We start from the raw sequence: 18,366 nt of genomic DNA, 5'->3' as shown, positions 1-18,366 counted from the left end.
GGGAAAAGACCAATTGGAAGAGGCCAATTGGTCCTTGCTTTTACGGATTACTTTTCAAAAAGCCCAAGTTCGATGAACGCTTCGCCAGCAGCTGAATTGCCTTCAGCATCAATTTCAACTGTCTCGCCAGGCTGAAGAGATAGAGCCAAAACGCCAAGCAAACTCTTTGCGTCAATGACTCAATGCTCCTTTTTAATAAGGATTCTTTCCTCAAACTGATTAGCTGTATGAACCAGCTTGCTTGCTGAATCGGCAAAAACAGGCTTTAAAACGCGAACCTTCATTTCCCCATCCCCCTAATTATAAATCCAGTTCTTTTTCAGCGCGCACGCATGAGTCAAATTTGCCTTTATGAGTAGCATCACAATACGGCATGTTTTGAGATTGACCGCAGCGGCACAAGGAAAAAGCGGGCTTGGCCGGATACACATTGCCTTCTGCATCCACAAGCTCCACATCTCCAGTTACACGGAAAGGGCCATTATCCAGTATTTTGATTTGAACTTTAGACACGAGTGTCCTCCTTTCCAGAAAAAAGATACTCTAATGTTAATCCCAACCATCTGAAAAAGCAACGGTCCTTTGCACAAGTAGGGCGTTAAACCAAAGATTGTGGTACACTGTCCATACATCATCTAAAAGAAGGTGCAGGACATGAATGTAACATTTACAGAAAAGGCAATAGAACGAATTGCGCCAAGATTAAGTGAAAACCCGGAAGCTCATTTGAAGCTGAAATATGATACAGAGGGATGCGGCTGTGTCGTATCAGGGGTCGCAGCACTTTGGCTTGTGAAGGAAACAGAAGAGGATGATTTGAAGATCGAAACCAATTTTGAACCGGTCTATTTGGAAAAGACAAAAATGGTCTTTTTAGATGAAAACATGACCGTTGATTTTCTTGAATCCGCCAATACCTTTGCGCTGAAAAGCCCGTCACAAATGCTCAATCCGCGCATGAGTTTAGTCGTTAAGTGAGGAAGACACCATGAAAAAAGACAAATTCCAATCCATGAAAAACATTGCCCAGGACAAAACATGGGTATCATTTTTAAACAACAATCATCCATTCAGTCTGATGCACTGGTCAATCGGAGGAATCCATGACGAGCAAAAGAATGTCTGGCTCCTGCAGGACGAAATGACGTTCCAGGCCCAGGAATTTCCGACAATTGATGATGCGATCACCTGGATGCGCGAAAATATGGAAGATGTAACGGATGTACTTTAAGGAGAGAGGCGCTTTAGGCGCTTCTCTTTTTTTGGCTCATACAATGGGAAATTAATCTATTTCTTTCGCGCGCAGTACTGATTACGAAGGAATGCAGGGCGTCCAGTCTGATAAAAAACAGGGAGACGCATTCTAAGCGTTTCCCTGTAATTAGAGTCATTCTGATTGAAGCGGAAGGGCGACACTCCGGCGGGAACAGCGGGACAGGGTCAGGCGCTTAAGCCAGAGGAGGCTTACTGCCCGCCCCTGGATGAGGGAGCCCTGCAGTGAAAATCAGCCTAAACAAATCTAAATAGCAAGTGGGGTTATGGACAGCCCTGTTTGGAAATTAGATGGGAGACCTTCGAAGAAGCAAATAAGCGAAAACAGGGAAGATCAGGCTGATGAGAAGAATCCATAAAGAAACAGCGGTTGGATGGTCTGCTATATACCCAAAAGATGGGGCCCACCATTGAAAGTAGGTGAAGGCTAAGCTTAAACCTGTTAGAAGAAGTACGAGAATAGAGAAGAAAAGGTACAGTCCGTTTTTTCCAAAACGCTGGTACAGACCGGCTATAAGAAACCCGAACATAAAGTTATAGACTAATAGGACAAAAAAGATCCACAGCTGCCAAAATGGATTTTGGCTAAACACATCGAGCAGACTGAAAAAGTGAATATTGAAGCCCCAGCCGGCAGTGACACGGCTTTCAATAATAGAAAAGAGAGAAAGCAGAACAGCAGTCACCATGCTTGTAAGGAAGAAAATAGAGATGGTTCCTTTAAAGTAATCCTTTCTCCGCAAACTCAAATCGAGGGAAAAAGGAAAGGTTTGAGAGGGAATGACAATGCCTGAAACAAACATAAACACAAAAATAGTCATGACTCCTCCGGTATAAAATCCCTCTTCGGTTTGAATCAGATAAGCAACGAGAAAGTTAATGGCAAGGCTTGAGAGACTGATAATCCAAGGTAAATATAAAAGCGTAAGTTTGTATCTTAAATGAATTTTCATTACGGCAGCAGTTGGGTTCATTGTGCCTTTTCCTCCTTTAATTCTGCTGAAGCACTCGTTAAATAGATAATCAGCTGCTGCAGGGATACAGGGGCAAGCTCCAATCCAAGCTGATCAGCATTCTGTCTTTCTGTCGGACTCAGCCGGCCCAGTACAGTAACAGAAACAAGTCCTCCAATTGCTTCGCTTTTCAATATATTTTTCCCATTTGTAAACTCAGCCGCTTTTATTGATGGTCCGACGACCGTAAAGGCTCTGCCGCGAATAGCATCTGCCTCTTCATTCATAATCAGCTTCCCGTGATCAATGACAATGACGTGCTCCAAAATTTTACTGACTTCATCGATTAGGTGCGTCGATAGGATAATGGTGCGGGGATGGCTGCTATAGTCTTCAATTAAGCGGTCGTAAAAAATATTTCTGGCGACGGCATCAAGGCCAAGGTATGGTTCATCAAATATCGTAAGAGGTGCTCTGCTGGCAAGCCCGACAATAATGCCTGCAGAGGAGAGCATGCCGCGGGAAAGCTTTTTCATCCGCCGCTTAAGAGGGAGGTTAAAATCTTTGATTAAAGAGTCGGCATATTCCTGATCCCAGTTTGGAAAAGCAGAAGAACAAATATCAAATAAATCCGAAATGTTAAACGTATCAGGGTACTTCTGGCTTTCTTTAATGAAGCAGATTTGGCTGAGTACGCCGCGGTTCTCATATGGATCTTCCCCGAAAATCCGGATGTCTCCGCTTGCTGGAAAAAGCCGTGCCGTAATCATATTCATGATGGTCGTTTTTCCTGCACCGTTCCTCCCCAGAAGTCCATAAATTTTACCCGGCTCTAATGAAAAGCTTACATCCTTAACGGCTTCGGTCTTTCCGTACGTTTTTGTAAGTTCTTTTACCTCTAATATATGGTTCATCGCATGCTCGCCCCTTTTTGAATCATCGCATTCAGCTGATCTGCTGTAATGCCTATTTTTTCAGCTTCATGAAGCATCGTTTTGATGTATTGCTCGAAGAACTGTTCTCTTCTTTTTTCCATTAACTTTTCAAGAGCCCCTGAAGCGACAAACATGCCAACTCCTCTTTTCTTATAGAGAATTCCTTGATCGACCAATAAATTGACTCCTTTACCGGCTGTAGCCGGATTAATTTGATAAAAAGCCGCGAACTGATTGGTTGAGGGGACTTGTGATTCTTCAGGCAGGCCGCCTTCAATGATGTCATTTTCAATTCTTTCTGCAATCTGTACGTAAATTGGACGGCTGTCATCTATCAAGTGAACAATACCTCCTTTAGTTGTTTGGTTAATTACTTATGTAACTAACTATATAAGTTGTGGAAGATCATGTCAATGGGCGAAAGAGAAGAATATCAGCCTAAATTTCAGAGCGTACAAAAAAGGATGCAGCCATTGCATCCTTTGGATAAAGAAGTTGGTTATAAATTTTAACGCTTCAGCAAATATTCTAAAACCAGGGGGAACCTTTCTTTAAAATCCGAATAGTGATGACGTCCCTGATTGATGACTTCAAATCTTGATTCCTTCGTTTTCTTTCTCAGAATCTCGAAAATTCTTTGATTGGAGGATAAGAACTCCTCACTGATGGCTGAATGTTCGCCGCCCTCATTCGTCCCGCAATCCAAATAGAGACGGTTTAATGAAGCAAAGTCAGCCTCTTTCAAAAGCTTCTCCATTTCTTCCTGATTGCGGTAAAAAGCAGAGGAAAGCCCTGCCACTCTCGTGAAAATATGCGGATATTTACACGCTGCATAAACCGAAAGGGACCCGCCTAATGAAATGCCGGCCATAAAGGTTTGGTCTTGTATGGTCCGGTATGAATGATCTATACAGGGCTTCAGCTCATGAACGATAAAATCAAGATAGGCGGATCCTTTCCCTCCGGCCAGGCTTTTTCTGCCAAGCAGTTTTTCGCTGTATGGCCCGCTGACCCATGGGCATAACTCGTTGATTCGTTCTTCTCCGGCGGGATTCAAATCAATAGCCACAATAATGATTTCATATTGTTTATTATGTAATTCTTTCGCCAATTCAAGAGATACGCCGCCAACAGCCAATTCATCTGTAAAAACATTCTGTCCGTCATGCAAGTAGAGGACAGGATAGCTTTTGCTGCTGCTTGAGTAGGAGGGAGGCCGATATATACGGATGGTCCGCTCCTCGTTGAACGCATTCATTGGGATTTGAAAGCAGTCTATCAATCTCTCCAACCTCTTTCTTTCGTTTCAGCATTCTTTCGCTGTAAAAGGTAAAAATCCCTTCTGTTCAAAGATTTTTCAAAAATATTCTATTTTTATTGAATATACAATTCTAAAAATATAGAATAAAAAGAGAGGTGATGGAAATGGAATTTGTTTTTGAAACAGGAAGAGAACGTGAAACCTACCAGGTTGAGGTCCGTTATTCACTGCTATGGGAGGCTGCACTCGGAATTGCCGCCATTACGAACACGCCGCTGATTAAAACCCTGGAGCAGCCGGAGTCAGAGTGGAAGAGAATAAAAGATTCTCTTCAGGAAGAGATGCTGGATCATCTTGATTATGCAGAGAAAAACAACACATGGAAAGCGCTTCTTCAGCTGCTGCATGAAGAGAACTTTGAAAATCTCTCATCGTTTATAGACTATATAAAATCCCTTTCGAATGAAGCCTTCAAATTTATTTGTCTCCCGTTCCTTGGCACTCACTTACAGAAAACGAGAAAAGAAGCTGCGGGGGGAGATGAAGCGTCATTGCTTGAGCTGCAGAAAGCGGCAAGCTGGAATCCGTTCTTCCCGGCTTATATTGAGCTGGTGTGCAAGGAGGATCCGGGAAAGCTGAAGAAGCATTTATTACATATGCTTACCGGCTGGTATGAAGCGGCGGTGAAGCCTGATGAAGAAAGAATTAACAGAATCCTGAAAAGAGATGTTGAATCGAAAAGCAAGATGGCCGCGAAAATGAAACCTGAGCCGTTTGTAGAATGGGCGACTGAGGGGAGGATTTATCCTCCTGAGCCGAGTATTCATCACGTTCTGCTCATTCCCCACACCATTTACCGTCCGTGGAATATTGAAGCGGATTTTGAAGACACGAAAGTATTTTTTTATCCGGCATCCAATGAAAGCATCTATCCGAATGATCCATTCATTCCGCCTGCCTCGCTCGTTCAAAAACATAAAGCGCTTGGAGATGAAATCAGATTGAAAATCATTAAAATGCTCTCCGTTAAAGGGCGGACGCTGCAGGAAGTAACAGATGAACTTGGGATGGGAAAAACGACGATTCATCATCATTTAAAAACGCTTAAAGGAGCAAGGCTCGTGGAAGTAAAAGAGTCTAAGTACTTCCTGAGACAGGTCTCGCTTCAAGCGCTTTCTGAAGAACTCAACCAATTTCTGGACAGGAAGTGATATGGATGGGGGAACGTGCTTATGTGATTGGGGAAGCAAAATTAGAGCTAAAGAAAAATAGAAACATCCTGAAGCTTTTGAGCGGTAATTTTATTTCATTTTTCGGAGACCAGATCTATATGATCGCTGTACCGCTGATCGTACTCGCTCTTTCGGGGTCGCCTTTAATGATGGGATTTGCCGCTGCCGCCGAACGTCTGCCAATACTCTTTCAGCCGGCGGCAGGGATCCTGGCAGACCGGATGGACCGAAGGAGGCTTCTCCTGATCTGTGATGCAGTGAGATGTCTTTTAACAGGCATCTTGGGTACTCTGCATCTTATTGGTGCTTTGGAAATTTGGCATTTGTTCTTTAGTGTTTTTGTAATCGGAATCTTTAGCCAGGTGTATCAGACTGCGCAGTTTGCCTATATACCAAAACTCGTAAGAAAAATCGATCTACAGGCCGTAAATTCCATTAATTCAGCGATCCTTAACACATCCGTCCTAATGGCACCGGCCATTGGCGGGCTGGTAATAAGCTTGTACAATCCTGGTATTGGATTGCTGATCAACAGTGTTAGCTTTTTCATCGCGTATTTGTTCATATTATTGATCCCGATTAAATCCATTCCTATTTCTCAAAAAGTAAAGCACTCCTTTTTGAATGATGCAGTGGAGGGCTTTCAATTTGTCATAAAGACGAAGCCTATTTTTTATACGAACATGGCGCTGCTTCTGTCTGTAGTTGGAACAACTCTTTTTGTGACGATGCTGATTTTTCATTTGAAAGATATAATTGGTCTTTCTGAATGGGAAATCGGACTGCTGCTCTCCTTCAGCGGAGCTGGCGTGGTAGCGGGGGCCATGGCGGCAGGACTCTTCAAAAAAAGGATATTAAATCGAAAGCTGCTCTTTCTCTCATCTTTTATAGGCGGGTGTTCCATTTTTCTATTTGGTCTGACCGAACAATTCTTTTTGCTGCTCATACTGAATGCAGTTGGAACGGCAGCCGCTGCGGTGATGAATCCTTGTATCGCCGGAATAAGGCAAGATTTTACACCGGATCATTTGCTGGGGAGAGTTCAGGCAACAAGCAGGCTTATGACATGGGCACTTATGCCGCTCGCGGCCTTTATGGCGGGTTTTTTGGCTGAAAGGGCAGGTACACATGCTGTGATCATATTGGGGAGCTTTTTTTCGCTGGCTGGATCTGTCGTTTACTTGAAGCTTGAGAAAGAAAACAGCAAGTTTCCCAAAAAGAAAAGAATGGTGTAAAATACGTATATTCCAATCAGTAAGGTGGGTTTTTTATGAAAACCATTCCGAAACCTCTCGTTATGACCAATCAATGGTTCATCGTACTTTCTGTTTTAGCAGCATGGCTTACCGGATGGGCTTGGATACTGCTTATACCGTTAGCCGCAGGATTGATGGGGTTGATCTTTAAAGTTAATCCGGTCATGAAGACGGCCAAACTGTTCCTGAGAAAACCGGCATCCGCATACATTCCGGAGGATTTTGATCAGCAGCAGTTTAACCAGGCGATAGCCGTTAGCTGTCTTGCTCTTGGCTATATTGGGTACGTCATGAATTGGATGACTCTGGCTTATGTTTTTACGGCAATGGTTGCCCTCTCAGCCTTTATAGCAATACTGGGCTTCTGCATTGGATGCTTTATCCGCTTCCAATGGCAGCAATACCGTCAACGCAGACAATCAAGCCGCGTTTAAAGAACCCATGATGGACGGGTTCTTTTTTATTTTTTCGGCAAAAGTCTGCGTAGAATAACGGATTCCCAAATACGCCAAGGCAATATTCTTTTTAAAAGGAGTGTTAAGCGGACTCCCTTTCCAATCGGATATCTGAGCTTATACACCCTCCGTTTTTCGCATAGAACAGTTATTAATTGCACCACATCCATCGGATCCCCTTGTTTTGCGCTTCCCCGTTTGAGCTCATTTTCAATTCCTGTCATATAAGAAAAGTAGGGAGAATGCGGGTCCATGGATACTTCCGCCACCTTTTTCCCGGTTGTCCAAATGTTCGTTGAAAAGGATCCCGGCTCAATCAGCATGACATCAATGCCAAACGGTTTCACTTCCAAACGAAGGCTTTCACTGAATCCCTCTAATGCATGCTTGGATGAGACGTAAGGGGACAGACCCGGAAAGCCGATCAGTCCGCTTATGCTGCTCATGCTGATGATCTTTCCGCTTTTCTGGGCGCGCATGAAAGGAAGAACAGCCTGAGTTACCGCGATAGCACCAAAGAAATTCGTTTCGAATTGATCTTTAAACTCAAGCATCGTAATTTCCTCACTGAATCCTCCGAATGCAAATCCCGCGTTGTTGATCAGGACATCAATCTTTCCGATTTTTTTCAGAAACTGCTGGAGTGCCTCGATCGAGTCAGCACTGGTCACATCCAGAGGATGGATCGAAATCTTTTCTGCACACCCGTTATGCTCTGCTAGTTTTAAAAGTTCCTTCGATTTATCCATATTTCTTATAGCTGCGATCACGGTGTGGCCTTTTTTGGCTAATTCAAGGGAAGCGAGCATTCCAAATCCGCTTGACGCACCGGTAATGAGGATCGTTTTCATGTTTGATGTGTTTTCTATCGCCTTTTTAGCATTCTGCATACCATTTCTCCTTTAGTCTTTCTCATCTGCATGAAGCCCGTTATCCTTATACTTGCTGCCGCCGGGAAGCCCTTTGACCGAATTCCATGCATTAATGGCATCTTTGCGCGTTTTTCCTTTATTTGCAGGGTCTGCGAAAAAGTCACGAGTGAACTGGTTGTATTGAAATTGAGGGGCAATGGCTGATTTGTATGAAGGGTTCTTTTTTCGTTCTTCTTCTTCATGCCAGGCTTTTACAGCATCCTTATAGGTATACCCTGCATGCGTTTTAAAAAAGTTCTGTATGTATGTAGAAAAATGAAATCCCGGTCCAATCACTGTCTTAAAGAAGGCTCTTGCTTCCTGGCTGCAGCGGTGGTTTTCCGTAATCACCGTTTCCAGAGTCAGCTCCCGCTTGGACTTTTCTCTTCCAGGAGGATTTACAGATCGTTTTGGCTTTAGTATTTCTCCCGTCTGCAAAAACGCTGCAATTCTCGAGGAAAGCTCTGATTTGGAACCAGTTGGTGATAGTCCATTCTTTCTGCAAAAACCCTGAAGCTCCTCTTTCAGCCAATAATAGTTCGTGAAATCCTGTACCGCTATAGATAGAGTCAGTTTAGGCCTCAATCCAATCCCTCCAAATAAATAACGTACGTATGTTCCTTTTGAAGATCGTATCACAAAAAGAGGAAAAAGTAACCATAGATGAGTTGGTATTGGAGAAAATGCCCTATTTTTAGTAAACTAAAAAGTGAAATGGAAACATCATCCAGTAGGAGGAGATGAATAGAGTGATTGAGTTAAAGAAAAAAGGTGAATCCATTAATCTCTCAAAAACAAGCGGATCAGGTATTGGCGAACTATTGGTAAATTTAAACTGGAATCAGAAACAGCAGAACCAACCTGCGAAAGGAGGATTTTTATCCGGGTTGCTCGGAAAAGGTGCAAGTCAAGCAGACCTTGACTTAGGCTGTTTATATGAACTTAAGAACGGACAAAAAGGCTGCATTCAGGCCCTCGGAAATGCGTTTGGAAATCTTCAGCAGCTTCCTTATATTCAATTGGATCATGATGATCGGACAGGAGCGGCGGCGGGAGGAGAAAATCTCCGGATTAATGGAGACCGGATACAGGAGATAAAACGGATTCTTGTATATACGTTTATTTATCAGGGAGCAGCTAACTGGTCAGAGGTAGATGGTGTCGTTACACTGAAATACGGCAATGGCCAGGACATTGAGGTAAAGCTTGATGAACACCGCAATGGCCAAACGATGTGTGCAATTGCCATGATTGAAAACGTCCAAGATCAGACGTTTAACGTTACACGTTTAGTCGAATATTTTCAGGGACATGAAAAAATGGACAGGGCTTTTGGATGGGGAATGAAGTGGCAGGCAGGAAGAAAATAAAGAAAAGGGTCCTAGGCTTAGCTTAGGACCCGGATCTTCCAGATGAAACCAGCTATCTACTGTGTTCCAGGCACAGTCTCTTTCAAAAACTCATCCAATATCCTCTCATACTCTTCCCGATTCTCCGTAAACGACATCGCATGGTCACCTTTTTCGGCAAAGTAGATTTTCTTGGCGCCATTTTTTTTATCATACAGCAGCTGTGACGATTCAGATGGAATGTAAGCATCGTCCTTGCTGTGAATAAAAAGGACGGGGTTCTCAATCTGATCAATAAAATTTATCGGAGAAACTTCGTTGATCGAGTATCCATCGCGCCATTTCATGAAAGGACGGGCAATCGGCATGACGAGAAAGCCGGGCAGACGGAATTCTACTTTCAGACGGTAGAGAAGCTGTTTTTCCAGGCTGTCGAATGGACAGTCGGCAATGTAGAAGTCAGCGCCGTCCTCCAGCATCCCCGCATAAAGAAGCATCGTAACCGATCCCATGGATTCTCCGTGAATTCCTAAGGTAATGTCCTGGCCGTATTGATTTTTCAGCCAATGGACAACAGACTGCAAATCATATTTTTCATAGTGTCCATAGCTTGTTGTTTTCCCTCCGGATTCTCCGTGTCTGCGATGATCATAGATCAGGACATTGTAGCCGCGCTTTAAAAACAGATTCATGTATTTTACTGAATTGTAGCGGTTTACGGTAACACCGTGGCAGATGATGACAAATTTGCGTTCCTCGTAAGGGGCGACGAGGTAGCCTTTGACGTCGTATCCGTACGTAGAAGGAATCGTCACTTCTGATTTTTTCAGCTCATCGAAATCCTTTTGAATAAAATGCCCGTCCAGTGTTTCGCGCTCCAGAATTTCTTCGTCTGTCCGCTTCTTAATAAACATCATCATATTCGTGAAAAAGAAGCCGACAATGAAGATGTATGAGAAGGCGATGCCGAGGCCGATCCATAGCTTTTTCATTCATGCATCCTCCATTCAGGACATAGTCTATATCTATTTTAACGATTGATAGATTGAAAAGAAAGAAATAGGGGGTTCTTTAGTACGTCCATAAACTTAACAAAATACGGTGCACTGAAATAAGCTTTCAGCGGCTTTCCTTCTCTTGCCTCATCCATTTCTTATCATGCAGTGAACGCCTCAGCTTTTCCATGGTATAAAGGTGTCAAATAGGATGGCTAATACGGGCAAGCTGATTGAATGCCAGCCCGCCAAACGTATGAATTTTTGATGGTGAACCTATGATTTCAAAGGAATCTCCGTTTAGATATAAGGCACAGTCATCTTCAATTGCGATGCCTTTTCTGTCTGACTGTTCCATAAGGGAGTAAAAGGCATCCGCACGTTCAGGCTGATTATAATGCGGACAAAAAACAGCATCGATTATATGCCAGCCCTCACTTTCCATGTAGCCATCTCCTTCATAATCAGAGCGAAGTCCGCTGTTGAACCAGCAAATGGCTCCGGCACTGATTCCGGCAATTAATGTGTTGGTTTGGAGAGCCTGGGTTAAATGGTAATCGATTTTCCATTTTTTCCATCTCTCCATCATATTCAAATAGTTCCCGCCGCCAAGATATATCAAGTCAGCGGCATGAAAAGCTTTCTTTACTTCTGAGTCAGAAGGGATGAGGGAACGCATGCGCAAGACGGAGACTCTGCACGTAAGGCGATTTTCAAAAACTCCGAGGAATTCATTTATGTAGTCTTCATCATCTGCTGAGGCGGTCGGTATAAATAAGACGTCAGGATTCTCTTTTCCTGTCAGTTCCGCCAAACGTTGATTAATGGGAAACTGATCATCCTCCCTGGCGTATCCCCCTCCGATTAATACTAAACGCATTTTGCATTCTCGATCGGCAGTTTTAAAATATATTGTTCTCCAATCCTGCCGTTTTTACGATTGCCTGTGTCAAGAAATCCTGCTTTTTTATATAGATTTTGTGCAGCGAGATTTCTATGGTTGACAGCTAATACGATTTCCAAACACTCTGGAAATTCCTGCTGAACAAAGTCAATTAACAGCTGCAGTCCTTCTTTAGCATACCCTTTCCCCTGATCAGAGAAATTAATAGAGAAGGAGGTTAATAGCATCCGTTTTGGGAGATCTGTATATTCGCGCACTCTCTCACTGGAGTGAAGAAGAAAAAAGCCGACTGGTATTCCCTGATTCAGAATGACAATTGGGTGCTCGCCTGCGGAGCCTTCAAGCCTGTTAATCGGCAGGGAAGTGAATGGCAATTGCTCTGGCGGGAGGCTGAACTCTTGAAGCCTTTCAATATGATGGGGCTGGTATTTTTGTAATTCCATTTTAGTCTCCTTAATATACGAGAATTTCTAATCCATATCATACAGCAAATCCAGAAAGTATGACAAAAAATCCACTTTTTAGGTAAAATAAGGGTAAAAAGGAGCGGGAGATGTCAAAATTTGATTTTTTGTGGGACGCTATCATGTTTTTGGGAATGGCTTTTAGAGGAGTTTATTACTGGGGAATTCCGGTTTGGGTGTTTGCAGGCGTGTTTCTGCTTGGGGCGGGATTGTATGTATACTATTATAATAAGTTTAAGCGAAGAGAAAGCAGAGAAATGGAAAAGTATTGACGTGCAGAGCTGACTGAAGTGGACAACTAAATGTCCAGCTCAGTCAGTTCTTTTTCTTCGATGCCGCTCTCCTGAAGAAAGAGCTTAATCCTTCGCTCATACTCAGCCTGATTCATCGTAAAGGACATCGCATGTTCTGCATTCTCAGCGATATAGATCTTTTTTAAACCAGGTTTTTGCTTATACAAATGAATAGAGGAAGAGAAGGGAATGGTCCCATCTTTTTTTCCGTGAATAAATAGGATAGGTTTTTGAATTTGGTCTATGATTTTTATCGGTGAAACCTCATCCATGTTATACCCGTCACGCCATTTAAGAAAAAGACGGGCGATTGGCATGACAAGCCATTTAGGAATGCGGATTTCAGCTTGAAGGCGGTAAAGAAGCAGCTGCTCCAAATCCTCGAATGGGCAATCTGCTATGTAAAAATCAGCCCCGTCCTCCAGACTGCCGGCGTATAGAAGCATGGACACGGCACCCATGGATTCCCCATGGATGCCAAGGGTAATGTTTTCACCGTATTGATGCTTCAGCCAATGGACCGCAGAGCGCAGGTCGAATTTTTCATAATAGCCGTAACTCGTTGTCTTCCCTCCGGATTCACCGTGCCGCCGGTGATCGTAGATCAGGACGTTATAGCCCCGGTCAAGGAACAGATTCATATACTTAATGGAATTATACCGGTTCATCGTGACACCATGGCTGACGATGACAAATTTTTTCTCTTTGTACGGAGCGATCAGATAGCCCTTAATGCTGTACCCAAACCTGGAAGGAATGCTCACGTTCCTCTTCTCAAGCTCATCGAAATCCTTTTGGACAAAATGGCCGCCGAGTTTTTCTTTTTCGATGATCTCTTCATCCGTTTTCTTTTTCGAATACATCATCATATGAGTGAAAAAGAACCCGACAGAAACGATGTAAGAGAGGGCTGCACCAAGTCCGATTACAAGCTTCTTCATTGGTTTTTCCCCCTTTAAAAGGTTTTTGTCACATTTTACATGTATGCTGAAAAGATTAAAAATAATACGTCCTCCTCAATGTGCTAAAAAAAAGACACCCCCTGAGAGTGTCGATGCATCATTGCGCTTTTTCTGCCAATTGGGCTTTCCACAGCGTATATTGCTTGCTGGAAATCGCTTTATTAAGAAACGGCTCAATGCTGTTTACCGCCTTTAAAACCTTCTCAAGTGAAATCCCGGTTTCGATCTTCATCTCCTGAAGCATGTAAAGAACATCCTCTGTCGCGACATTGCCGCTTGCTCCGGGAGCGAATGGACATCCGCCAAGGCCGCCGGCAGAGGTATCGAACCGGTCGACTCCCGCCTGTAAAGCAGCAAGCACATTTGCGAGTCCAAGTCCCCTCGTATCATGAAAATGAGCAGTGATTAAGGTTTCGGGAAATTCCTGCTTTAAGCGGGAAAAGAGGGAGTAGACCTCTTGAGGATGGGCCATCCCGATTGTATCGGCAACACTTAAATCATCCACTCCTGCGTCAGCGAACTGACGGCAGATTTCAAGAACAGGTTCTTCTTCGATTTTTCCTTCGTACGGACAATAGAAGGATGTAGATATGCAGGCACGAATGAACAGCCCGCGATCCTTCGTTTTTGCTAGTAGCGGAAGGAGTGAATTCATGCTTTCCTCTGTTGTTCGGTTAATGTTTTTTTGATTGAATGTATTGCTTGCACCGACAAAGAAGGCGACAGCTCGGCAGTCATTGTCCAATGCTTTTTGAAGGCCTTTTTCATTGGGTGTAAGAACGATGCTTCTGCCAGCAGCAGAGCCAAATCTTACAATCTCTTCGGCATCCGCCATCTGAGGTACCCATTTTGGGGAAACGAAGGAGGTAATCTCCATTTCGTTAAAGCCAGCTTCCTTCAAAGCATTGATAAATTGAAGCTTGTTTTCAGTAGGAATTAAGTTTTTCTCATTTTGCAGCCCGTCTCTTGGTCCGACTTCAATGAGATGTGCTCTTTCGGGAAAGTTCAAATTACGTGCCTCCTTCAAATTGTAAGGGTTTACATATTGTTATTTTAGTAGGAAAATAAAGGGGAAAGCAAATGGTATTTTCAGAGTATTGGAATTTTTGCAAAGGGGATGGAAAAAATGAATGCAAAAGAAATCGTAATCGTAAGCGCAGTGAGAACGGCTTTAGGAAGCTTTAGTGGTGCACTTAAGGGGGTTTCGGCACCTGAGCTTGGAGGCATCGTCATTAAAGAGGCATTGGAAAAAGCCGGCGTTTCTGCGGAGCATGTAGACGAAGTCATCATGGGAAATGTGCTGCAGGCAGGGATCGGACAAAACCCTGCCAGACAGGCTGCAATGAAAGCCGGTTTGCCAGAGGATATTCCATCGATGACCATAAATAAAGTATGCGGATCAGGATTAAAAGCTGTCCATCTTGCATTCCAGGCAATTGCAGCTGGGGAAGCAGATGTAATAGTTGCCGGAGGAATGGAAAATATGAGCCAGGCTCCTTATTTGGTTAAAGGCGCACGGGATGGTTTCCGTATGGGCGATCAAAAGCTTGTAGACAGCCTGACCTCTGATGGTTTGACTTGTGTGTTCAATAATTACCATATGGGAATGACAGCCGAAAATCTGGCTGATCAATATAGCATTACAAGAGAAGAACAGGACCAGTTTGCTGCAGAAAGCCAGGCGAAAGCGGTACGCGCCGTTAAGGAAGGAACATTTAAGGATGAGATTGTGTCCGTCAGCATTCCGCAGCGAAAGGGAGATCCTGTCATTTTTGATACAGATGAATATCCGCGGGAAGGGACAACGGCAGAAGGGCTTGGCAAGCTGCGTCCTGCGTTCAAAAAGGATGGAAGCGTTACCGCAGGGAATGCGTCGGGAATTAATGATGGAGCAGCTGCGGTTGTTGTGATGAGCCGCGAGAAAGCCGAAGAGCTGGGCGTAAAACCGCTTGTGAAAATTTTAGCCAACGGAAACGCCGGTGTTGACCCGAGCATTATGGGAATCGGGCCGGTCAAAGCGGTGAAAAAAGCACTGGAACGGGCAAGCGTTGAGCTTTCTGAAATTGAATTAATTGAAGCGAATGAGGCATTTGCGGCGCAGACGCTGGCGGTGGATAAAGAGCTTCATTTTAATAAAGAGATTTTAAACGTCAATGGAGGAGCCATTGCTCTTGGGCATCCGATTGGAGCGAGCGGTACGAGAATCCTTGTTACCCTGATTCATGAGATGAAGCGGAGAGGATCCAAGAAAGGCCTCGCCACCTTGTGCATTGGCGGCGGACAGGGTGTGGCGACAATTGTTGAGAACGTAAACTAAAGGGAGGGAACGGAATGAAGCCGGTTTATCATTCTTCTTTAAAGGCAGTAGAGGATATCCGCGATGGTGCGGTCTTAATGGTCGGAGGATTCGGTCTTTGCGGGATTCCCGAGAACTTAATTTTGGCTTTAGCTGAAACGGGTGTAAAAGATTTGACGGTTATTTCGAACAACTGCGGTGTAGATGACTGGGGTCTTGGATTGCTGCTGAAAAACAAGCAAATAAAGAAGATGATCAGCTCCTATGTCGGTGAGAATAAAGAATTTGAGCGGCAGGTTCTCGCAGGTGAACTCGAAGTCGAGCTTCTTCCGCAGGGTACACTGGCAGAAAAGATTCGTGCAGGCGGAGCGGGTATTCCAGCCTTTTTTACTCCGGCAGGATACGGTACTGAGGTAGCGGAAGGAAAAGAAACTAGATCCTTTCACGGAAAAGAATATGTTCTGGAAGAAGCGCTCACAGCTGACTTCAGCCTTGTAAGAGCGTACCGGGCTGATAATATGGGGAACCTTATCTACAACAAGACCGCGCGTAATTTTAATCCGATGATGGCAGCAGCCGGTAAAATAACGATCGCAGAGACGGAGGAGCTTATTGAGACCGGATTAATTGGAGCGGATCAAATCCACACTCCAGGGATTTACATACAGCGTCTCATAGTCGGAGAGCAGCAGAAGAAAATCGAGCGCCGGACTGTAAAGAAAACGGGATGAGGGGGAACGGTCATGATTGAAGATAAAGTGCTGGTCAGAGAAAAAATAGCAAAGCGTGCGGAAAGAGAAATTCAAGACGGCTTCTACGTGAATCTTGGAATCGGGATGCCGACCCTTGTTGCAAATTATATTCAGGAAAACAAACAGGTTGTGCTGCAATCAGAGAACGGCCTTCTCGGCATCGGACCCTATCCTGAAGACGGCGATGTAGATCCTGATTTAATAAACGCCGGGAAAGAAACGGTCACAGCCATTTCAGGAGCTTCCTATTTTGATAGCGCCGAATCGTTTGGCATGATTCGGGGAGGCCATGTGAACCTGGCTATTTTAGGCGGGATGGAAGTATCAGAAATGGGAGACCTGGCCAATTGGATGATACCTGGTAAAATGATTAAAGGGATGGGCGGTGCGATGGACCTTGTTCATGGCGCACAGCGGATCATCGTCATTATGGAGCATGTCAGCAAGAACGGTTCTCCGAAGATTCTAAAAGAGTGCTCACTGCCTCTTACAGGAAAAAAGGTCGTACACCGTATTATTACGGACCGGGCTGTACTGGATGTTACCGACCTAGGACTAAAATTGGTGGAAATCGCAAAGGGGTATACAGTCGAAGATATTATAAATTCGACTGAGCCTGAATTAATAGCAGGAGACGACATAATTCTCGAAGCCTATTAACCTGCGAGGGCAGAACGGGGGTAAATCCCTGTTCTGCCTTATTTTTTGGCTATGTTAAAGCATAGTGTTGATCTTTGACACCTGTTGATTGGAGCGGAAAGCATGCGCCTGCAGTGGAAATCAACAGTTAAAGAAGGGTGCGGGAAGCAATGGGAAGAATCATAGAACTGAAAAAAGACAAAGCAGTTGTTCGTTTAACTGGCCTCACCGGATTTTTCGCCATTAAAATGAATCTAGGCATTCCTTACGAAACAATCAGCCAGGTCTATGTAGATCAATTTGAAGCTCCAAGATGGATGCTGAGGATGCCGGGGACATCTATATCTTTTCTCCATATTTATGAAGGGAGCTTTAAATACAGGGATGAATGGTATTTTCTTTCCTATAACGGGAGAGGACCTCTGCTTCAGCTGGAGCTGGATGGCGATCCAAAATACAAGCAGGTTGTTCTTCAGATGGAGAACCCAACTGCAACGGCTGCTGAAATTCGAACTTGGCTAAGAATAAGAGAAGAAAAGCAGGAAGAGAAATGAGAAGGTTTATCCAATGGATACATATTGAAAAAGGGCGGAATGCTCCGCCCTCGTTAGTCGTTATAGCAGGGACTCTGCCCCATCAATATAAATTTCGGTTCCGGTGATATGAGAGGACTGTTCGGATGCAAGAAAATAAACTAGATCGGCTACCTGTTCAGGCTGACCGGATCCTTGAGCAAGAGGCTGATTGCCTTCCGGGTATTCAACCGGAATTTCTACCTCTTTCAGGTTCTCTTGTTTTTCAGTTGAAGCATCGATATTTGTGTCAATAGCACCCGGGCAGATGGCATTTACTCTAATTTTAAATTGAGCCAATTCCAGCGCGGCCATTTTCATAAAGGCAACCTGAGCCGCTTTCGTTGTGCTGTAAGCCGACATTCCAAAGTTTTTATAAATTCGGTTGCCGTTGATGGAACTCGTAATGATGATACTTCCCCCATTTTCCCGGAGCATGGGGATGCTGTATTTCACAAATAAGAACGTACTTCTCAAATTGGTATGAATCGTTTTATCCCAATCATCCGCTTCCATTTCCTCTATAGAAGAGAAGACACCATTAATCCCTGCGTTATTGAAAATAATATCCAGATTCCCCCAATGGTTTTTAACCTCTTCAATTGCAGCCTTAACCATCGATTCATCCGCCATATCCGTTTCAATCGCAATGGCTTCCCCGCCAAATTGATTAATTTCATCTCTTACCTCAAGCGCGCTTTCCTTATCCAAATCCAATATACAAACGCGGATTCCTTCACGTGCAAATTTTAGGGCCGCTGCTTTTCCAATACCGGATCCTCCGCCTGAAACGATGGCAACCTTCGTGTTTTTTACCGAACTGTTTGTCATTCCTATGTACCTCCAAAGAGTTATTTACGATTTC

Annotated in this window: 24 protein-coding genes and 1 pseudogene; 11 read left to right on the top strand and 14 right to left on the bottom strand. The window is 44.0% G+C overall.

All coding sequences use genetic code 11. The features are described from left to right. Positions 1-47: 47 nt before the first annotated feature. Complete coding sequence (locus tag WCV65_RS12775) at positions 48-176, bottom strand: HPr family phosphocarrier protein (protein WP_338782277.1); 129 nt, start codon at positions 174-176, stop codon at positions 48-50. A 124-nt stretch (positions 177-300) separates the two neighbouring features. After that, positions 301-513, bottom strand: coding sequence for a CDGSH iron-sulfur domain-containing protein (locus WCV65_RS12770; RefSeq protein WP_035404178.1), 213 nt, complete (start codon positions 511-513; stop codon positions 301-303). 141 nt (positions 514-654) lie between these two features. Here WCV65_RS12770 and WCV65_RS12765 point away from each other — a divergent pair, with 141 nt between their 5' ends. Beyond that, positions 655-978, top strand: a complete 324-nt coding sequence (locus tag WCV65_RS12765) for an iron-sulfur cluster biosynthesis family protein (protein ID WP_035404179.1) — start codon at positions 655-657, stop codon at positions 976-978. 10 nt (positions 979-988) lie between these two features. Continuing rightward, on the top strand, positions 989-1,231 hold the full coding sequence (locus WCV65_RS12760) for a DUF2552 family protein (RefSeq protein ID WP_035404181.1): 243 nt from the start codon (positions 989-991) through the stop codon (positions 1,229-1,231). Positions 1,232-1,559: 328 nt separating this feature from the next. Here the strand turns inward: WCV65_RS12760 and WCV65_RS12755 are convergent, their stop codons facing one another. The 4 genes from WCV65_RS12755 to WCV65_RS12740 form a co-directional block, all read right to left on the bottom strand. After that, a complete protein-coding gene (locus WCV65_RS12755; RefSeq protein ID WP_338776950.1) occupies positions 1,560-2,246 on the bottom strand; it encodes a hypothetical protein in 687 nt (228 codons plus the stop codon). Then, positions 2,243-3,139, bottom strand: a complete 897-nt coding sequence (locus tag WCV65_RS12750) for an ABC transporter ATP-binding protein (RefSeq protein ID WP_338776949.1) — start codon at positions 3,137-3,139, stop codon at positions 2,243-2,245. The genes WCV65_RS12755 and WCV65_RS12750 overlap by 4 nt, the downstream gene beginning before the upstream one ends. Next, positions 3,136-3,507, bottom strand: a complete 372-nt coding sequence (locus WCV65_RS12745) for a GntR family transcriptional regulator (RefSeq protein WP_035404187.1) — start codon at positions 3,505-3,507, stop codon at positions 3,136-3,138. Before WCV65_RS12745 ends, WCV65_RS12750 begins: the two co-directional genes overlap by 4 nt. A 161-nt stretch (positions 3,508-3,668) precedes the next feature. Then, on the bottom strand, positions 3,669-4,442 hold the full coding sequence (locus WCV65_RS12740) for an alpha/beta hydrolase-fold protein (RefSeq protein WP_338776948.1): 774 nt from the start codon (positions 4,440-4,442) through the stop codon (positions 3,669-3,671). Positions 4,443-4,585: 143 nt separating this feature from the next. Here WCV65_RS12740 and WCV65_RS12735 point away from each other — a divergent pair, with 143 nt between their 5' ends. Genes WCV65_RS12735 through WCV65_RS12725 form a run of 3 tightly spaced genes read left to right on the top strand, consistent with a single transcriptional unit; the run spans position 4,586 to position 7,343 of the window. Then, complete coding sequence (locus WCV65_RS12735) at positions 4,586-5,632, top strand: metalloregulator ArsR/SmtB family transcription factor (protein WP_338776946.1); 1,047 nt, start codon at positions 4,586-4,588, stop codon at positions 5,630-5,632. Between the two features lie 5 nt (positions 5,633-5,637). Then, a complete protein-coding gene (locus WCV65_RS12730; RefSeq protein ID WP_338776944.1) occupies positions 5,638-6,888 on the top strand; it encodes an MFS transporter in 1,251 nt (416 codons plus the stop codon). A gap of 35 nt (positions 6,889-6,923) precedes the next feature. After that, the gene (locus WCV65_RS12725) at positions 6,924-7,343 is read left to right on the top strand and encodes a DUF4395 domain-containing protein (RefSeq protein WP_338776942.1); all 420 of its coding nucleotides are present in this window, start codon (positions 6,924-6,926) and stop codon (positions 7,341-7,343) included. 26 nt (positions 7,344-7,369) lie between these two features. Here the strand turns inward: WCV65_RS12725 and WCV65_RS12720 are convergent, their stop codons facing one another. Next, positions 7,370-8,254 carry an oxidoreductase gene (locus tag WCV65_RS12720; RefSeq protein WP_338776940.1) on the bottom strand — a complete coding sequence of 295 codons (885 nt, stop codon included), beginning with the start codon at positions 8,252-8,254 and terminating at the stop codon, positions 7,370-7,372. 12 nt (positions 8,255-8,266) lie between these two features. Then, positions 8,267-8,860, bottom strand: a complete 594-nt coding sequence (locus WCV65_RS12715; protein WP_338776938.1) for a DUF6434 domain-containing protein — start codon at positions 8,858-8,860, stop codon at positions 8,267-8,269. A gap of 167 nt (positions 8,861-9,027) precedes the next feature. On the opposite strand from WCV65_RS12715, the pseudogene WCV65_RS12710 reads away from it, so the two are divergent. Beyond that, positions 9,028-9,645 (top strand): annotated as a pseudogene (locus WCV65_RS12710) (Tellurium resistance); the annotation flags it as partial. A gap of 56 nt (positions 9,646-9,701) precedes the next feature. Here the strand turns inward: WCV65_RS12710 and WCV65_RS12705 are convergent. The 3 genes from WCV65_RS12705 to WCV65_RS12695 form a co-directional block, all read right to left on the bottom strand. Continuing rightward, positions 9,702-10,616 (bottom strand): alpha/beta hydrolase, encoded by a 915-nt coding sequence (locus tag WCV65_RS12705; protein ID WP_338776936.1) that lies wholly within the window; start codon positions 10,614-10,616, stop codon positions 9,702-9,704. 205 nt (positions 10,617-10,821) lie between these two features. Continuing rightward, the gene (locus tag WCV65_RS12700; RefSeq protein ID WP_338776934.1) at positions 10,822-11,499 is read right to left on the bottom strand and encodes a Type 1 glutamine amidotransferase-like domain-containing protein; all 678 of its coding nucleotides are present in this window, start codon (positions 11,497-11,499) and stop codon (positions 10,822-10,824) included. Beyond that, complete coding sequence (locus WCV65_RS12695) at positions 11,490-11,966, bottom strand: GNAT family N-acetyltransferase (RefSeq protein WP_338776933.1); 477 nt, start codon at positions 11,964-11,966, stop codon at positions 11,490-11,492. The genes WCV65_RS12700 and WCV65_RS12695 overlap by 10 nt, the downstream gene beginning before the upstream one ends. Positions 11,967-12,076: 110 nt before the next feature. Here WCV65_RS12695 and WCV65_RS12690 point away from each other — a divergent pair, with 110 nt between their 5' ends. Next, positions 12,077-12,259 carry a hypothetical protein gene (locus tag WCV65_RS12690; protein WP_338776932.1) on the top strand — a complete coding sequence of 61 codons (183 nt, stop codon included), beginning with the start codon at positions 12,077-12,079 and terminating at the stop codon, positions 12,257-12,259. A gap of 26 nt (positions 12,260-12,285) precedes the next feature. On the opposite strand, the gene WCV65_RS12685 is transcribed toward WCV65_RS12690, so the two are convergent. After that, entirely contained in the window at positions 12,286-13,221 is a 936-nt protein-coding gene (locus WCV65_RS12685; protein ID WP_338776930.1) for an alpha/beta hydrolase, read from the bottom strand. A 118-nt stretch (positions 13,222-13,339) separates the two neighbouring features. Next, positions 13,340-14,251 (bottom strand): hydroxymethylglutaryl-CoA lyase, encoded by a 912-nt coding sequence (locus WCV65_RS12680; protein WP_338776928.1) that lies wholly within the window; start codon positions 14,249-14,251, stop codon positions 13,340-13,342. 117 nt (positions 14,252-14,368) lie between these two features. On the opposite strand from WCV65_RS12680, the gene WCV65_RS12675 reads away from it, so the two are divergent. From WCV65_RS12675 to WCV65_RS12660, 4 genes are all read left to right on the top strand, one after another. Next, entirely contained in the window at positions 14,369-15,559 is a 1,191-nt protein-coding gene (locus WCV65_RS12675) for an acetyl-CoA C-acetyltransferase (protein ID WP_338776926.1), read from the top strand. Positions 15,560-15,573: 14 nt separating this feature from the next. Then, a complete protein-coding gene (locus tag WCV65_RS12670) occupies positions 15,574-16,269 on the top strand; it encodes a CoA transferase subunit A (RefSeq protein WP_338776924.1) in 696 nt (231 codons plus the stop codon). A 12-nt stretch (positions 16,270-16,281) separates the two neighbouring features. Further along, positions 16,282-16,950: a CoA transferase subunit B gene (locus WCV65_RS12665; protein WP_338776922.1), complete on the top strand. Its 669-nt coding sequence runs from the start codon at positions 16,282-16,284 to the stop codon at positions 16,948-16,950. Positions 16,951-17,099: 149 nt separating this feature from the next. Then, on the top strand, positions 17,100-17,483 hold the full coding sequence (locus WCV65_RS12660; protein WP_338776920.1) for a hypothetical protein: 384 nt from the start codon (positions 17,100-17,102) through the stop codon (positions 17,481-17,483). 60 nt (positions 17,484-17,543) lie between these two features. Here the strand turns inward: WCV65_RS12660 and WCV65_RS12655 are convergent, their stop codons facing one another. Then, positions 17,544-18,332 carry an SDR family NAD(P)-dependent oxidoreductase gene (locus WCV65_RS12655; protein WP_338776918.1) on the bottom strand — a complete coding sequence of 263 codons (789 nt, stop codon included), beginning with the start codon at positions 18,330-18,332 and terminating at the stop codon, positions 17,544-17,546. Between the last annotated feature and the right edge of the window lie 34 nt (positions 18,333-18,366).

The organism is Metabacillus sp. FJAT-52054 (assembly GCF_037201815.1).
Classification (GTDB): domain Bacteria; phylum Bacillota; class Bacilli; order Bacillales; family Bacillaceae; genus Metabacillus_B; species Metabacillus_B sediminis.
Note: the sequence above shows the minus strand (reverse complement) of the source record. Positions and strands in the feature narration are given on the sequence as shown.